The sequence below is a fragment of the Paenibacillus sp. cl123 genome (assembly GCF_900101595.1).
GTDB lineage: Bacteria > Bacillota > Bacilli > Paenibacillales > NBRC-103111 > Paenibacillus_G.
Window position 1 is genome coordinate 786,303 of record NZ_FMYY01000001.1, and the last position, 14,049, is coordinate 800,351.

The window sequence follows — 14,049 nt, forward strand, 5'->3', positions numbered from 1 at the left end:
ATCCAAAATTGACTTATGAGGCCGGCCTATTTGTAGCGTATGGCGCCGGCCGCTCCCGCAGGGGCAGAGCGTAAACAGTCCGACAGGGAAATTCCCGGCCTTTCCCGCGTTTTCCCGCCTGTTTCCCGAATGCCCGGGAACCTGCGGATTATGTTAGCTGCGCCACAAAATCAGAAGTCTTGATATGCTATGATCGCTTACGTAATCAAACCAGATACAGAAGGGATTGCGATCTATGCAAGCTTTACAAATGTCTGCTCAAGCAGGAAAGCGGTTCGTCAGACTGATGGCGTCGCTGCTTCTGCTCTGCATGTTTACCGCCGGTATGGCTCCGGCTCAAGGCTTGGCTTCGATGCGGGTTCACGCTTCGGCGCAGACGGATAAAACGTCTGTCAAGGCAGGGGATGCCGTTACCGTGAACGTGCAGATTACGTCTCCGGAGACGACGTCCGTGCTTGTCGACCTGGAAATATTCGACGCTTCGCTGAAACGGGTCAAGCAACTCGTCGTGGATCAGGTTGCGCTGAGCGCGGGCGAGACGCGGACGGTGCCGATCCGTTGGGACGTAGCCTCCGATCTGCCTGAGGGCCGGTATATCGTCAGCTTCGGCATCTTCGGCGCAGGCTGGAGCAGCTCGATCAATCAATGGTTTGCGGCTGCCGCTTCGCTTCAAGTCGCGGCGGGTGAGCCCGCGCTCAGCTTCACGAGCAGCGCGGCGGTTCAGCCGTCTGTCGTGACGGTAGGCGGCTCTGTGTACGTGCGCACATCGGTCGCCGCATCTTTGCCGGCGAATGCTGTCGTCGAGGTTGGCCTGCACGGGCCTGATGGCGCCCGGGTGTTGACGAAGACTTTTCCCGAGTACTCGTTTCCGGCGAATGTCCCCCAGACCTTCGACTTCAGCTGGACGCCGGGTACGGATGCGCTGTCAGGCGCTTACCGGATTGAAGTGGGCGTTTATTCGCCTGACCGGTCGGCCCAGCATCATCTGAACCGGAACGCAGGCTCGTTCTCGGTGAAAGGCTCCGAGACGCGTCCGCCATTGCCGGCGCCGTCCCAATTGCAGGCTGTCCCGGTATCCAAGCAAGCGATCGCTCTTGCCTGGAGCGGGGTAACCGGCTCAGACCGCTATGAGGTGGAGGCGGATGGCGCAGTTGCTGCCAGCATCCGGGAGACGGCGTTTACACATGACGGTCTTGCGCCGGACAGTTCTCATACGTATCGCGTCAGAGCTGTCGACGATGAAGGGACCGCAGGAGCCTGGAGCGCGCCTGTGCAAGCCAGGACCGCCCCTGCAGACCCGCCTGCCGGGGGGATCCAGGTAAAGGTGAAGACGGGCACAGACACATCAAGCGCCATGATGGGCCCTAACTTTCAGCTGATCAATACGAGCGGCAAGCCTGTAAAGCTAAGCGACGTCAAGCTGCGTTATTATTACACGATCGACGGAGAGGAGCTGCCGCTCTCCATCGGCTTCTGGAGCACAGCTTCAGGCGCGCCGGCCAGTGTGCTTACCCGGTTCGTCAAAATGCCGACCCCCGCTGCCGATGCGGACCATTATCTGGAGATAGGATTTTCGGATGCCGCCGGTTCGCTGGCTTCCGGCGCGGATGTGGGAATCAATACCTGGATCAACAAATCGGACTGGAGCGCATTCACTCTGAACAACGATTACTCGTTCTCCGGCAGCTCCTCGCTTGCCGATAACCGCAAGACGACGGGATATTTGTCCGGAACGAAGGTTTGGGGAGAAGAGCCATCCTTGCTGGCCATGCCTCCGTTCCCAAGCGGCATAGAGGCAGTCCCTGCGGACGAGGAGATTACCTTAAGCTGGCAGGAAGTGCCCGGAGCAACCGGGTATGACGTGAAGGCGGACGGGGTAGTGGAGGAAAATATCCAAGGTACGGCGTTCAAGCATTCCTGGCTGATGACAGGAACCCGTCATACGTACCAGATCCGTACCCGTCAAGGAGAAAGCGTGAGCGTATGGAGTCCGCTGCTGTCCGTGAAAACGACCGGGTTGCAGCATATCCCGGCCCCTACGGGCATGAAAGCAGTGAAGAGCGATACGAGCATCGCGTTGACCTGGAGCGCTCCCGATGCGCTCATAACCGGATACGACATCGAAGTGGACGGAACGGTCGTAGACACAGGCATGACGGCCGCTTACAAGCACGAGGGTCTGGAGCCCGGCACCGCTCATACTTATCGGGTAAGAGCCAAGGAAGATACCACGCTTGGGCTGTGGAGCGACCTTCAAACCGTCAACACCACGTATACGCCAAACGGTCCGTTTAATGTTCAGATTGAGGTGGACGCCTCTGCCGGCCGGCAGCCGATCAGCCCGTTCATTTACGGGACGAATGACGATCTGACCGGGGAAGAGCAGTGGACGGCCAGGCGCATGGGCGGCAACCGGCTGTCTACGTACAACTGGGAAAATAACGCATCCAACTCGGGGGATGACGCGGCTCACCATAATGACGCGTACGTGGCTCACTATTACGGCGGCATCCCGTGGAGCGAGAAGGGAGATCAGCCGGCGGCAGGAGTTACCGGCTTCCACGACCGGTCGTTGGCGGAGGGAGCGTATACGCTGGCGACATTGCCGGTAGCCGGCTATGCGGCGCGGGACACGAACGGCTATGTGCTGCCGCATGAAAAGGCGCCTTCCTCGCGCTGGGTCGAGGTGAAGGCTGCCAAAAACGGTCCGTTCAGCCTTATCCCGGACTTGACGGATAACTACGCATACTCCGACGAGCTGGTCAACCTGCTTAAGCATAAATACGGCGGCGCCGGCAGTCCGACCGGTATTCGCGGTTATTCGATCGACAACGAGCCGGGGATTTGGCCCAAAACGCATCCGTATATGCATCCGGCCAAGGCCGGAGCGGCCGAAGTGCTCAGCAAAGGCATCGAGCTGAGCAAGGCTGTCAAAAACGTCGATCCGGACGCCGAAATGTTCGGCCCCGCTTCCTATGGCTTTGACGATATGTATGCGATGCAGCTGGCCGCGGACTGGCCGTCCTTGAAAGCCGGATACAGCTGGTATATGGATTATTATCTGGATAAGTTCCGCGCGGCCTCTCAGCAGGAGAATCGCAGACTGCTGGACGCGCTCGATTTCCACTGGTATCCGGAGACGAGCGGGGGAGGCTACCGGATTCAGGACCCGAAAGGCAGCGAAAACCCGGAGACGAATAAAGCAAGGCTTCAAGCGCCGAGGCAGTTCTGGGATACCAGCTACACTGAGGATACCTACTTCTACAGGGAAGCGCAGTTTGCGAAGTTTTTCCCGCTTATCCCGCGTGTGCAGGAGTCGATCAATCAGTACAATCCGGGCACGAAGATCGCCGTTACCGAATATAATTTCGGAGCGGAGCACAATATATACGGCGGATTGGCGCAAGCGGACGCGCTGGGCATTTTCGGCAAGACGAATGTGTACATGGCCAATTTCTGGCGAATGACGGACGGGCAGAAGGGCTCGGCGTATATCACAACGGCGATGAAGCTGTATACGAATTACGACGGGAACAATTCGAAGTTCGGCGATACGAAGATCAAGGCCGAAACCTCGGATATCGAGAACAGCTCGGTGTACGGTTCCGTCTACCGGGACAGCGACAACAAGCTGCATCTAATCGTGATCAATAAAAATACGGAGCATGAGATGCAGGCCAATTTGAAGCTGGCCGGAGGCACTGCTTATACATCAGCGCGCGTTTGGGCGTTTGACGAGAGCGGTCCGGTCATCACGGAAAGAGAGCCTGTCGCCTCTATCCAGGATAACCAGTTCGTCTATACGATTCCTAAACTGACGGCTTGCCATATCGTGCTGTCAGCGGAGTAATTATCCATATCTATTCGAAAGCGGAGCGAGGGGATCGCTCCGCTTTTTGCCGTGTCAAGAAATAAAAGCAGGAGGCGAAAAGGGTAAAGGCTGCCCGGATGTTTGTTAACAAAAGTAAAAATTTATGGTTGCACTAGTAAATAATGTGATATAATTATCCCGGGTATCACTGTACAAAATGGTCATACATGGGGGAGATGAAAGTGCGGATTATTGCCAAATCGAATGCGGTGACAAGAGCGCGGATCGTGAAAGGAATGACGCAGCGGGAGCTGGCGGACCTCACGGGAATCAGTTACGCGTATATCAGCCTGCTGGAGAGGTCGATGAAGACGATCGGGCCGGGAACGGCCAAGAAGCTGGCCGAAGTGCTGGAGAGGCCTTTCGAGGAGCTGTTCGAGCTGCGCTAGCCGCTCCGGCTGCCGATATTCGATACAATAAATTCCTTCTGTACCTTCAGCCTTTCGTATATGATAGGATGGAGGATGTGGATATAGAGACAGAAGGAGAAACCGACATAAGATGACTAACTTACTCACAGAAGAAACGCCGGCCTGGAAGAAGCTGAGCTTGCTCGCCGTAACCTGGCCGATCTTTATCGATTCCCTGCTGCGCATGATGCTTGGCACGGCCGATGTGTTCATGCTCAGCCGCATTTCCGATCAGGTGGCGGGCGCGATCGGGCTTGCCAACGAAATGATCGTGTTCTGCATTCTGATGTTCGGCTTCGTCGGCATTGGAACGAGCGTGGCGGTCACCCAATATTTGGGCGCAGGAAGACGCGAGACGGCTACCCGGATTGCGGCGATCGCCATCACGATGAATCTGATATTCGGCATTCTCGTGTCACTGGCGCTTGTGCTGTTCAGCCGGCTGCTGCTGGAGCTGATGCATCTGGATGCGTCCCTGATCGAGCAGGCCGACCGCTATCTGAAAATTATCGGAGGCTTTATCTGGATTGAGGCGCTGTCCTACGCCATCTCATCCGTTATTCGGGCGAACGGCCAAACCCGGGATGTGATGTTTGTGACGCTCGGGGTGAACGTGCTGCATATTATCGGCAATTATTTGCTTATATTCGGACACCTGGGCTTTCCGGAATGGGGCGTCACCGGAGCGGCCGTATCGGCGGTCGCAAGCCGGCTTATCGGTCTGATTGTGCTTGTAGGCCTGCTCTATCGCCGCATGCCTGTCCGTATCCGCCCGCGCGACTATATCAATTTCGACAAAGTGCATGTCCGGCAAATTCTCGGCATCGGGCTGCCATCCGCGGGCGAGCATCTGTCCTGGCAGTCGCAGCATATGATGGTAATGGTATTTATTACGATGATCGGTCCGGCGGCGCTCAGCGCCCACGTGTATGTTTACAATATCAGCGCCTACTTCATGGCGCTTGCGGCGGCGATCGGGATGGGCACGGAGATTGTGATCGGCCATATGATCGGAGCGGGCGAGCTGAAGGCGGCTTACCGCAGGCTGCTCCGAAGCTTGCGGATCTCGCTCGGGCTGACTTTCGCCATCGTATGCGTCGCCGCGTTGTTCCGGGAAAAGCTGATGGGGCTGTTTACGGTCAATCCAGAGATAATAGCGATGGGCACCGGCATCCTGCTGCTCTCGATTATTTTAGAGCCGGGGCGGACCTTCAATCTGGTCGTCATTAACTCGCTCAGAGCCGCCGGCGACGCCCGCTTCCCGGTACTTATGGGCATCTTGTCCATGTGGGGCATCTGTGTGCCTTTGGCTTATTGGCTGGGCATTCATCTTGACATGGGCCTGCTGGGCGTCTGGATCGCCTTCACGGTCGATGAATGGCTGCGCGGGCTGATCATGCTCCTGCGCTGGCGCAGCCGGGTCTGGGAGCGCAAGGCGCTCGTGAAGCCGGCGGGCCATGCCGGGCATGCCGGCCAGGAAACGGTCATCGCCGGATAAGCCTGTCACCGGGAGTATCGTCAAACTGCGCTGCAGCTTTACACCGAACGAAGAACCATACCTGAAGCCTCGGCGGCCAAGGTATGGTTCTTGTGCGTTAGCAGGGCGAAAGTCCGCTTAAACGTCAACGCCTTGCTGACGGGCGATCATAATCGCGTTCAGCCACGCGACTTCGGATACCGTCAGCTCGCGGGCATAAGCACGCTCGACCCAGCGGTGATCGGTCAGCAGCCCTTTTTGGTACATCCCCTCGAGCGCATCCCCGAGTTGCTTCCACTGCCATTCATGCTGCAGCCGCATAGGGATCAACCCTCCTTCCTCGGCAGCCTGCCTGTCATAGTCGTACAGCCTGTACTGCTCGATAAGGCGGATCAGCTTGGCGGCGTACTGCGGGTCGGTCGCATAGCCAGCCCTTTGCAGCGCATGCGCCGCTCCGGCATAATCGAGCCTGCCGGCAGCCTCGAAAAATCCGGCCCGGGTATACACCGGATTGTCCAGCAGGAAGCGGCTGTGGTCATAGATGCTCTCCGACCAGCTGTCATAGACGCGAAAGCCGCTAACGACCCGAACCCATCTGCCGTTGATATATTCGGAAGTGGGATGCTGCGCATCCCCTGCATCCCCGCGTCCCTTGATGCCGAATAAATTGTTGCCCTTCGCATATTGGCCGTAGCCGCTCTCCAGCGCCGCCTGGGCGATCGTGATCGAAGCGAGTACACCGGTTGCCAGCTGATCCTGGACAGCCTCTTCCGAGATAGCAGCGATAAATGCTTGCGGAGCTGCCATGAAGCTCACCTCCTTGCGCGGAAGGCCGGTTTGTCCCGTTCCTGACCTCGCGCTTGTAATAGGATATGCAGAAGAGCCGAAGCGCGTGAACCCGAACGCAAGAGGCAGGTTGCTATCAGCATGAAGAAAAGTCCATCCGGAAAAACAGGAAAGTCCATTCAACTCATAACCTGAAGGAAAAGGCGTTTTGCTATGTGATCAGCCGAAGCCGACGACTTTGTTTTTGCCGCTTGACTTGGCCTTGTACATCGCTTCATCCGCCTGCTTGACCAGCTCGTCGGGACCGATCCCCTTCTTCAGCTTGCTGTGGCCCATGCTGACAGTAACGATCGTCTCGGCCTCCACGCGCGCCCTTATCCGCTCGGCCAGCTCATCGGCGGGGACGGAAGCGTCGGTTACCATCACCACCATCTCTTCGCCGCCGTACCGTCCGCAGATGCCGGCTTCTTCGGCTTCTTCCTTAACGATCTGGGCGACCTGCTTCAGCACCTGGTCCCCCATATGGTGGCCCTTCGTATCGTTCAGCTTTTTGAAGTTGTCGATATCGCTGAAAATAACGGCGACAGGCAAGCGCTGCTGAACGGCAGCCGTCAGGCGGTTATGGAAGTACTTGCGGTTGTACAGCTTGGTTAATCCGTCGGTGATGGATGATGTGTAGATGGCTTGCATGATCTCGATGATCCGCTCGAAAATAAACAAAAATAAAATGATATAAAACCCGAATGGCAGCGCTTGCTCCAGCAGCTTGAGCAAAGGTTGTTTGTCGTCAAACATATAGAGATTGGCCATATGCAGCGTGTGCGAGGCGAAATAAAAAGTGAGCATCGCCTGGAACTTGCCATTTTGCCCGATCCGGGGATTAACCAAAAGGAAGCTGAGAAACAGCAGCAGGAACATATACAGATCCAGCCCGAGCGGCCGCAGCAATTTCGCATGCTCCTCGCTGCTCTCCAGCCAGGAAGGGGTTAGCCAGTACGTATAGCAGGCGGCGGCGGTGAGCAGGAAGAAAAAGATCATGACCGCCCGGTCCCGCCGTCGCGTCGGATTGTACAGCTGAAAGATGCCGATATTGATCATCATGAAGGCCAGCACTTTCAGGCTCATCGCGATAAAGGTCTGCGACTCGCTGAGCTCGGAGGCCCATGCGCCCGCCATCAGCTGACCGTACTGGATAAGCGAGATGGCCAGCGCGACAAGCATGGAGAAGTAGCCGACCTTGCGGCGCGACAGCAGCAGCCGGATCGAGAGCAGCATCGTCATGATGATAATGACCGTCAGCATGGAGTACGTCCACAGCAGGCCGAGCGGTCCGAGTAAGCTTTCAGTCAATGAAAAACGTTCCATAAATCGGTGTCGGGCCTCCGTCCTAAGCCTTAAGCTGGTTCTCATTATACCAAACATATATTCGAGTAGGAAGTCTTGTTCTCCGTTTTCATACCTGTTAGGATGATAGAGAGAAAGTTATCAAGCGCTTCTAGCCGCGCCTCTCAGGCGTTACACAACTTTGGAAAGACCGGGGGTTTATGCGATCATGCGAGTGCTTCAAGCTTTATTTTTTCCGCCGGAGCAGCCGGGCGGAGTGTCATCCATGGTTCCGTTTATGCTGGATCGCTTCAACAAAAGAGGGTGGGAGATGGAGCTGTTCTCGCTGCCCAAGCGCATCCGGAATAAAGGAAGTGAGGAGATTCGCTTCGAAACCTTCGACTGGACCGTATACGCGGGACATCCGGTCGTGGATAAATACATCCAAACGCTCAAGGACTATACCTGGTGGACGAAGCTGAGAATTCAGCGGTCCTTCGACCTGATCCATGCGCATCATCCGATTGCGGCGCTGGTGATGAAGCGGGTATTTCCGGACACGCCGCTCATTATGACGATTCACTCCAGTTATGAGCGGGAATTGATTCTGAACGGGAAAATTAAGGAGAACGGCCCGGAGCATCAATTTTTGACTTCGGTGTACCGCGAGCTTGAGGACCGCGTCGATCAGATCATTACCGTATCCAACTCGTTCAAGCACTATTTGTCCGAATACGTGCAGGAGCCGGAGCGGATCGGAGTCATTCCGAACGGCTTCGACGAAAAACGGTTTCGGCCTGTCCACCGGGAAAATAAGGTGCCCCAGCTGATCTCCGTTTGCCGGCTCGTGCCGGCCAAAGGATTGGATACGCTGCTGCAGGCTTGCGCAGAGCTGAAGCGGAGGGGGCACAAGTTCGTGCTGCATCTGATCGGCGACGGTCCGATCCGCACCGAGCTGGAGGAGCTTGCCGTTCGGCTGGACATTTATGAAGAAACGATATTTTACGGTTATATGCTGCGTCCGGAGGACTTCATGCCGTTTTTTGACGTATTCGTATTGCCGTCCCGCGCAGAATCGTTCGGTTCCGTGTACGCAGAGGCCGCGTTGTGCGGGCTGGCCGTCGTCGGCACGCAGGTCGGCGGGATCGCAGAGCAGATCGAGCATGGGGCGAACGGCCTGCTGGTGCCTGTCGACGATGTGCCGGCTCTCGCGGCTGCGCTGGAGAAGGTGATCGGAGATCCGATGTACCGGTACCAGCTGTCCCGCGTAGCGCTGGATAAGGCGCTCAAGTCCTATTCGATGACGCGCGTCGTCCAGCAGCTGCGGCAAGTGTATCGTTCTTACCGCAAGGAGAGCTGAAGCGGGGCGCTGCCGGACTTGAGACTGGAAGCGGCTCTCAGCCGGCTGCCAAACCATGGCGCTTGGCGAGCATGCTGAATAAAGTGCTGCAAACCTGGCCGGACGGTCAGGTTTTTTGTCCGAATTTCCGTAAATGGGGGGAGAAAAGATTGCGGGCTTTTAGCTTTATACATGCGGCCGACTTGCATCTGGACAGCCCGTTCAAAGGACTGAGCGGACTGCCGGACGCGGTCAAAGCCGGGCTGCGGGATTCCACGTTTGCGGCGCTGGACAGGCTGGTCGAGCTGGCGCTGGAGAGGCGAGTCGATTTTGTGCTGTTCGCCGGAGATATATATGATGCGAAGGACCGCTCACTGCGCGCCCAGCTGCGGTTTCAGCAGGCGCTGCAGACGCTGGCGGGCCGCGGCATTCGTTCGTATATCATACACGGCAACCATGATCCGATGCAGGAGGGATATGCGGCCAAGCTGAGCTATCCGTCCGAAGCGCATATATTTGGCTGCCTCGAGGTGGAGAGCGTAGTGGCGGCCGGCGCGGACGGGACGGCGCTGGCACGCATATCCGGGATATCGTTTGACCGGGCGGCCGTAACGGATAACTTGACCCCCGGTTATGTCAGTCATTTTGACGGGCTGTTCCATATCGGTCTGCTGCATACGAATGTGGACGGAGACGGGGAGCACGGCAACTATGCGCCATGCCGTCTCGGGGATTTGCTCGGACGCGGGATCGATTATTGGGCGCTCGGGCATGTGCATACCCGCCGGGTGCTGCATGAGCGGCCATGGGTCGTGTATCCGGGCAATGCTCAGGGCAGGCATATTCGCGAGCAAGGGGCGAGAGGCTGCTACCTGGTGGAGGTTTCCGCGCAGGGAGAGGCGCAGCTGCGCTTTCAGCCGCTGGACAGCTGGCGGTGGGAGGCGGCGGAGGTGCCGATCGACGGGCTGGAGACGGAGCAGCAGCTGAAGGAGGCATTGGAGGAAGCGCTGGATGCGGCAGCGGCTGCGGGAGAGGGGCGGTCTGTTCTGCTGCGGTTGTCGTTGACGGGCAGAGGGGTCCTGCACGGGGTGCTGCGCCGGGCAGGGGCGGCCCAGGAGCTGGCCTCCGCGCTTGGCGAAGCGTGCGACGGGGTGTGGCTGGAGAGCTTGACGGATCGGACCGGCGCTCAAGTGGATACCGAAGCGCTGTCGGCCCAGTCGGGATTTCTTGGGGAGCTGCTGCGGCTTGCCGGCAGCACGGGCGCGTCGTCCTCGCTGCTCACAGAACTATGTACGGATTCCTTGGCTCCCCTGTCCGTCAATCCGCTGCTTGCTTCCCTGCTGGACGGGATTACCGAAGCGGAGAAGCGCGAGTGGCTGCGGCAGGCGGAGGAGCTGGCGATCGATCTGTTGATGCCGGGGCTGGAAGCGGGGCGGCACGGATGAGAATCGAACGCATTGAGATCGGAGCCTTCGGTCCGCTCCGCGGAGTGTCGCTAAGCCTGGACAAAGGGCCGGTGACGCTGATGTACGGGCCTAACGAGGCGGGGAAAAGCACGGTGCTCGAGTTTATCCGCGCGCTGCTGTTCGGATTTCAGAGCAAAGGCGGGGCCGGACGTTATGCCCCCGACCCGGCGGTGATCCAGGGCGGCAGGCTGATCCTGAAGACCGGAGATGGCGAACGTTTCGCCGTCGAGCGCTGGGATCGCGCGGCCGAAGGCAAGGGCCGGCCGCCGGCCGCGGGTCATGTCCGGGTGCTCTATCCGGACGGGTCTGAAGGAGGAGAGCGCGAGCTGAGCGGATTGCTCGGGGGGATGACGCCGGATGTGTTCCGGCATGTGTTCGCCTTCGGCCTGACGGAGCTGCAGGAGCTGGGGACGCTTCAGCATGAAGAGGTGAGCGGCTTTTTGTACAGCGCAGGTCTCGGTGTCAGCGGGTCGGCGATCCGCATGGCGCAGCGCAAGCTGACGCAGGAGCTGGAGCAGCTGTATCGGCCGCGCGGGCGCACGCCGCTGATCAACCAGGCGCTGCTGCGTCTGGCCGAGGCGGAGGAGCGGCTGCGGGCCAGCAAACGCCAGTCGGAGAAATACGAGACGCTGCTGCTGGACGAGCGGACATTGACGGAGCGATGCGAAGCGTTGGAAGCCGCCTTGGCCGAGCTTCAGCGCAAAAACGACGAGCTGGAGCGGCTGCGCCAGGCGAGACCTCACGCGGTGCGTTACGGCTTGGCGCGCAGCGAGCTGGAGGAGCTGCCCGAAGCGCTGGAGCTGGTAGCCGAGGATGTGCTCGCCCGCGAGGAGGCGCTGGAGGCCGAACGGGAGCGGCTGGCCTCGGAGCGGGATCTGTTAACGCTCCAAAGCGAAGAAACGGAGGCGGCGCTGGCTGCCTTAAGCCTGGACGCCGCAGGAAGGCTCTGCCTGCTGGAGCAGAGGCAGGAGCTGGAGGCGCTGCACAGCCGGCTTGCGGCTTATGAGGAGACGGTTCGCCAGCAAAGTGAAGCGGCGGCGGAAACGGCGCATCAGCGGTCGGAGCTGGAGGGGCTTCTCCGGCGGATTGGGCCGGGCTGGACGGCGGCCGCGCTGGAGGAGCTGCCCCCGATCGTGCTGCTGAAGGAGGAGGTTTCCTTGTTCCGCGAGGAAGGGAGAGCCTGGAAGCAGGAGCAGGCGGCGCTGGACGGGGAGCATCGGCGCATCCGGCAGGAGCTGGAGGCGGCCGAACCGGCGGAAGAGCTGGCAGCGGGCCGCGAATCCGGACAGTGGAACGCTGCGGAGCGGATTGGCGTCGCCCAAAGGCTACTGGCCGACTGGAAGGAAGCGCAGCGCGAGCTGCGGCATGCCGGCCAGCGGCTCCACGATCTGGAGCGGCTCGGAGCGGCAGCGCCGGAGCGTGAAGCGCGCGAGGAGGCGGGCAAAGGCCGCCTTGCTCCGCTTCTCCTGGCGGCCGCTGCGGTCGTGCTCCCGGCTGCGCTGCTGGCGGCGGGAGAGCCGGTCGCCGCTGCGGTCGCCTTGGCGCTGACGGCGGCGGGCCTGGCGCTGGAGCTCGGCTCCCGCCGCCTTGGCCGCAAGGCCGGAGCCGGCCGGGCGGAACGCGGCCGGCGTCTGCAGCGCGAAGCGGGCGCAGCAGGCGGGGCGGACGCGGGCCTGGGCATCGGCCCGCTGGAGGCGCATGCCGCCGGGCTGGAGGCCAGGCTGGGCGCCGAGCTTGCCGCGCTGGCCCGCGCCGGCTTCGGCCGGCCGGCGGCTTGGGCCGCAGCCGGGGCAGGCGCGCTGCCGCTGCCGCCGGAGGACATCGAGCCGTGGCTCGATGCCCTCGAGCGGCAGCTGCGCGCGGGCGAAGCCCGGCTGGCCGCCCGCCGGGAGGCCGAGCAGCGGCTGGCGGCGCTGGAGGATCAGGCCGCGAGGCACGCCCGCGCCGGAGAGCCGCGCGCCGCGCGCTGGCGCGACTGGCTGCGCGCTCACGCGCTGCCCGAGGCGGCCAGCCCGGACGCGGCGCTGGAGCTGCTGGCGCTCGCGGAGGCGGCGCTCGCCGAGCAGCAGCGGCTGCGCCGTCTCGAGGCGCGGCTGAGCGCGCTGGCGGGCGAGGCCGCAGCCTTCGCCGCGGCGGCGCAGCAGCTGCTCGGCCCGGAGGCTGCCGCAGCCGGCGCGGGAGCCGCACTGCGCGCCAGGCAGCTCGAGCTGCGCCGGGCGCTCGAGCGCGAAGCGGAGGCGGCGCAGCTGCGCGCGCGCCAGGATGAGCTGCGCCGCAAGTCGGCGCTGCTCGCGCAGCAGGCCGGGCGTGTGGCTGAGCGCGCAGCCGAGCTGTACGCCGCCGCCGGAGCCGCGGACGGCCCGTCGCTGCGCCGGCGCTGCCAGCAGGCGCAGCGGCGGCGCGAGCTGGCGGCGGCGGCCCGCCAGGAGGCCGCCGCGCTGCGCGCCTTGCTCGGCGAAGCCTGGGAGCGGGCCTTGCCGGAGCTCGGCGGAGAAGGCGGCTTCGAGCTGGATCAGGCGCAGGCCGCCGTCGATGCCGCACGGGATGAGCAGCGGCGCAGCCTGGAGGAAGCCCGGGAAGCGCGAGGCCGGATGCGCTTCGAGCTGGAGCGGCTGGCGGAGGGCAGCCAGCATGCGGAGGCGCTGCAGCTGGTGGAGGAATGCCGCGCCGAGGTGCTGCGGCTGACCGGCCAGTGGGCGGTTCACGCTTTATGCCAGCAGCTGCTTACCCGCACGAAAAGCATGTTCGAGCAGGACAAGCAGCCGTCCGTCATGCGGCGGGCCTCCGCCAGCTTCTCCCGGCTTACGGCTGGGAAATATACCCGCATCCTGTCGCCGATCGGGGAACAGCGCGTGCTGGCCGAGCTGGCGGACGGGCAGCTCGTTGAAACCGCGAAGCTCAGCAGAGGCACGGCCGAGCAAATGTACATCAGCATCCGCTTTGCGCTGATCGATGAATACGCAGCTGCCGGCGTGCGCCTGCCGATGATTATCGATGATCTGTTCGTCAATTTCGACGATGAGCGGCTGATGCGGGGGCTGGAGCTGCTTGGCGACGTGTCGGAACGGGGCCAGCTGCTGCTGTTTACCTGCCATCAGCATGTGCTGCAGGCTTATGCGGGACGGTTCCCGTCCGGCTCCGTCGTCCGGCTACCGGCTCCGGGCAAGCCTGCTCTTGCTACATAGGCCTCGCATCGTGCTGTACGGGCTTACATAGCCTGGGAAGGGAAGAAGCCTCCTTGAGCGCATCGCATGCGGTCAAGGAGGCTTCTCCTGCTTTAAGATCCCATAACGTATAAAGCTTTGACAGAACTCAAGCATAAGGGGTATTTTCCGGCTCGTTTGCTTTAGTAAGGACAGGCTGCAGAAGCAGCTGTA

At 60.8% G+C, this 14,049-nt stretch carries 8 protein-coding genes; 6 read left to right on the forward strand and 2 right to left on the reverse strand.

What is annotated here, in order from left to right; all coding sequences use genetic code 11:
* Positions 1-235: 235 nt before the first annotated feature.
* From BLR08_RS03435 to BLR08_RS03445, 3 genes are all read left to right on the forward strand, one after another.
* A complete protein-coding gene (locus BLR08_RS03435; RefSeq protein ID WP_072328232.1) occupies positions 236-3,850 on the forward strand; it encodes a glycoside hydrolase family 44 protein in 3,615 nt (1,204 codons plus the stop codon).
* A 188-nt stretch (positions 3,851-4,038) separates the two neighbouring features.
* Positions 4,039-4,260, forward strand: a complete 222-nt coding sequence (locus BLR08_RS03440; protein ID WP_256257402.1) for a helix-turn-helix domain-containing protein — start codon at positions 4,039-4,041, stop codon at positions 4,258-4,260.
* A gap of 112 nt (positions 4,261-4,372) precedes the next feature.
* On the forward strand, positions 4,373-5,779 hold the full coding sequence (locus BLR08_RS03445) for an MATE family efflux transporter (RefSeq protein ID WP_072328234.1): 1,407 nt from the start codon (positions 4,373-4,375) through the stop codon (positions 5,777-5,779).
* A 117-nt stretch (positions 5,780-5,896) separates the two neighbouring features.
* Here the strand turns inward: BLR08_RS03445 and BLR08_RS03450 are convergent, their stop codons facing one another.
* Both BLR08_RS03450 and BLR08_RS03455 read right to left on the reverse strand, forming a co-directional pair.
* Positions 5,897-6,565 (reverse strand): glycoside hydrolase family 73 protein, encoded by a 669-nt coding sequence (locus BLR08_RS03450; protein ID WP_072328235.1) that lies wholly within the window; start codon positions 6,563-6,565, stop codon positions 5,897-5,899.
* A gap of 198 nt (positions 6,566-6,763) precedes the next feature.
* A complete protein-coding gene (locus tag BLR08_RS03455) occupies positions 6,764-7,909 on the reverse strand; it encodes a GGDEF domain-containing protein (protein ID WP_072328236.1) in 1,146 nt (381 codons plus the stop codon).
* 187 nt (positions 7,910-8,096) lie between these two features.
* Between BLR08_RS03455 and BLR08_RS03460 the strand changes: the two genes are divergently transcribed.
* The 3 genes from BLR08_RS03460 (at position 8,097) to BLR08_RS03470 (ending at position 13,857) form a co-directional block, all read left to right on the forward strand.
* Positions 8,097-9,227: a glycosyltransferase family 4 protein gene (locus BLR08_RS03460; RefSeq protein WP_072328237.1), complete on the forward strand. Its 1,131-nt coding sequence runs from the start codon at positions 8,097-8,099 to the stop codon at positions 9,225-9,227.
* Positions 9,228-9,376: 149 nt separating this feature from the next.
* Positions 9,377-10,651: a metallophosphoesterase family protein gene (locus BLR08_RS03465; RefSeq protein ID WP_072328386.1), complete on the forward strand. Its 1,275-nt coding sequence runs from the start codon at positions 9,377-9,379 to the stop codon at positions 10,649-10,651.
* A complete protein-coding gene (locus BLR08_RS03470) occupies positions 10,648-13,857 on the forward strand; it encodes an AAA family ATPase (protein WP_072328238.1) in 3,210 nt (1,069 codons plus the stop codon). Before BLR08_RS03465 ends, BLR08_RS03470 begins: the two co-directional genes overlap by 4 nt.
* Positions 13,858-14,049: the final 192 nt, after the last annotated feature.

What these genes read in the sequence shown, in the direction of transcription:
- BLR08_RS03445 (WP_072328234.1), top strand. Translation starts at nt 4,373, where the DNA reads ATGACTAACTTACTCACAGAAGAAACGCCGGCCTGGAAGAAGCTGAGC.
- BLR08_RS03440 (WP_256257402.1), top strand. Translation starts at nt 4,039, where the DNA reads ATGGGGGAGATGAAAGTGCGGATTATTGCCAAATCGAATGCGGTGACA.
- BLR08_RS03455 (WP_072328236.1), bottom strand. Translation starts at nt 7,909, where the DNA reads ATGGAACGTTTTTCATTGACTGAAAGCTTACTCGGACCGCTCGGCCTG.
- BLR08_RS03460 (WP_072328237.1), top strand. Translation starts at nt 8,097, where the DNA reads ATGCGAGTGCTTCAAGCTTTATTTTTTCCGCCGGAGCAGCCGGGCGGA.
- BLR08_RS03450 (WP_072328235.1), bottom strand. Translation starts at nt 6,565, where the DNA reads ATGGCAGCTCCGCAAGCATTTATCGCTGCTATCTCGGAAGAGGCTGTC.
- BLR08_RS03435 (WP_072328232.1), top strand. Translation starts at nt 236, where the DNA reads ATGCAAGCTTTACAAATGTCTGCTCAAGCAGGAAAGCGGTTCGTCAGA.
- BLR08_RS03470 (WP_072328238.1), top strand. Translation starts at nt 10,648, where the DNA reads ATGAGAATCGAACGCATTGAGATCGGAGCCTTCGGTCCGCTCCGCGGA.